The sequence below is a fragment of the Alcanivorax sp. HI0083 genome (assembly GCF_001635175.1).
This window is the reverse complement of sequence record NZ_LWFX01001496.1, coordinates 1-2,288: the sequence shown is the minus strand read 5'-3', so window position 1 is coordinate 2,288 and position 2,288 is coordinate 1. Positions and strand designations below refer to the sequence as shown.

Sequence of the window (2,288 nt, the reverse complement as noted above, 5' to 3'; positions counted from 1 at the left end):
AGCATCCGGCGTCGGGCGTCAGGCGTTACTTACTTCTTCTTGTCGTCGTCGACTTCTTCGAACTCGGCATCGACCACGTCATCGCCTGCCTGCTGCTGGCCGCCTTCGGCGCCGGCAGCACCTTCAGCCTGCTGGGCCTGTTCGGCGTACATCTTCTCGGCCAGCGGTGCGGACACTTCGGACAACGCCTTGATCTTGGCTTCGATGTCGTCCTTGTCGCTACCTTTGGCGGCTTCTTCCAACTCATCCACGGCCTTGGTGATGGACTCTTTCTCTTCGTCGGTAGCCTTGTCGCCGGCTTCCTCGAGAGTCTTGCGAGTCGCATGCACCAGGTGATCCGCCTGGTTGCGGGTTTGCACCAGCTCTTCGAACTTCTTGTCTTCGTCCGCGTGCGCTTCGGCATCCGCCACCATTTGATCGATCTCTTCATCGGACAGACCGGAAGAGGCCTTGATCTGGATGGTCTGCTCTTTGCCGGTGGCCTTGTCTTTCGCGCCCACGTGCAGAATACCGTTGGCGTCGATGTCGAAGGTCACTTCGATCTGCGGCATGCCGCGCGGTGCCGGCGGAATGTCTTCCAGGTTGAACTGACCCAGCGACTTGTTCTGCGCCGCCTGCTTACGCTCGCCCTGCAGCACATGTACCGTCACGGCAGTCTGGTTATCGTCCGCAGTGGAGAACACCTGCGACGCATTGGTCGGGATAGTGGTGTTCTTCTCGATCAGCGGCGTCATCACGCCGCCCATGGTTTCAATACCCAGGGTCAGCGGGGTCACGTCCAGCAACAGCACGTCGGTCACGTCACCGCTCAGTACCGCACCCTGAATCGCTGCACCCATGGCAACCGCTTCATCCGGGTTCACGTCCTTGCGCGGCTCTTTGCCGAAGAACTCGGTAACGCTCTTCTGCACCATCGGCATACGGGTCTGACCGCCCACCAGAATCACGTCGGTGATATCGGCCGTCTTTACGCCCGCATCAGCCAGTGCGGTTTTGCACGGCTCCAGTGAACGGCTCACCAGGTCACCCACCAGGGATTCCAGCTTGGCGCGGGTCACTTTCACCACCAGGTGCTTGGGACCGGTGCTGTCTGCAGTGATGTACGGCAGGTTCACTTCGGTCTGCTCGGCAGAGGACAGCTCAATCTTGGCTTTCTCGGCCGCTTCTTTCAGGCGCTGCATGGCCAGCGGATCACCGCCCAGATCGATGCCGGAGTCCGCCTTGAACTGATCCGCCAGGAAGTTGATCAGCGCCAGGTCAAAATCCTCACCACCCAGGAAGGTGTCGCCGTTGGTGGCCAGCACTTCAAACTGGTGCTCGCCATCCACTTCGGCGATTTCGATGATGGAAATATCGAAAGTACCGCCACCCAGGTCGTAGACCGCGATGGTGCGATCGCCGCCTTTCTTGTCCAGGCCATAGGCCAGGGCCGCCGCGGTGGGCTCGTTGATAATACGCTTCACGTCCAGACCGGCGATGCGACCGGCATCTTTGGTGGCCTGACGCTGGGAATCGTTGAAGTAAGCCGGCACGGTGATAACAGCCTCGGTGACAGATTCACCCAGGTAATCTTCCGCGGTCTTCTTCATTTTCTTCAGCACTTGCGCAGAGATCTGCGGCGGCGCCATCTGCTCGCCTTTCACTTCCACCCAGGCATCACCGTTGTCAGCCTTGGTGATCTTGTAGGGCACCATCTTGATGTCCTTCTGAACCACCTTGTCGTCGAAACGGCGGCCGATCAGACGCTTCACCGCGTACAGGGTGTTTTCCGGGTTGGTCACCGCCTGACGCTTGGCAGACTGACCGACCAGGGTTTCCTTGTCGTCGGTGTAGGCGATGATGGACGGCGTAGTGCGCGCGCCTTCTGCGTTTTCAATAACCTTGGTCTTGTCACCTTCCAGCACGGCCACACAGCTGTTGGTCGTACCCAGGTCGATACCGATAATCTTACCCATAGTCGTTCTATCTCCTTCACACCAGCCGGGACCCTGTCGGCGCCCCAGGCAGTTGAATTGTTAATTCGTCTGGCTCCTATATGGCGGTCATGCTCGCCGTTTCAAGGGGCCGAATCGCTTTTTCCCACACCCAATCAGGGGGCTTTACTGACCACCACTCGCGCCGGGCGAATCAGGCGGCCGTTGAGCTGATAGCCCTTCTCCAGCACCTCGATCACGGTATTGGGGTCCACATTGGGGACCGGCACCATGGTCATGGCCTCATGCAATTCCGGGTTGAACGGCTCGTCCGCAGGGCTGATCTGCTCCAGGTTGTAACGGGCAAACGCATCC

At 59.4% G+C, this 2,288-nt stretch carries 2 protein-coding genes; both read right to left on the bottom strand.

Annotated features, from left to right (window positions below; genetic code table 11):
• Positions 1-29: 29 nt before the first annotated feature.
• On the bottom strand, positions 30-1,955 hold the full coding sequence (dnaK, locus tag A3754_RS22650; protein ID WP_063521406.1) for a molecular chaperone DnaK: 1,926 nt from the start codon (positions 1,953-1,955) through the stop codon (positions 30-32).
• 134 nt (positions 1,956-2,089) lie between these two features.
• The coding region (locus A3754_RS22645) for a nucleotide exchange factor GrpE (protein WP_082904819.1) at positions 2,090-2,288 on the bottom strand (199 nt) is incomplete at its 5' end.

Bases quoted from the DNA above. Each gene is read 5' to 3' on its own strand.
- dnaK (WP_063521406.1), bottom strand. From the start codon at position 1,955: ATGGGTAAGATTATCGGTATCGACCTGGGTACGACCAACAGCTGTGTG.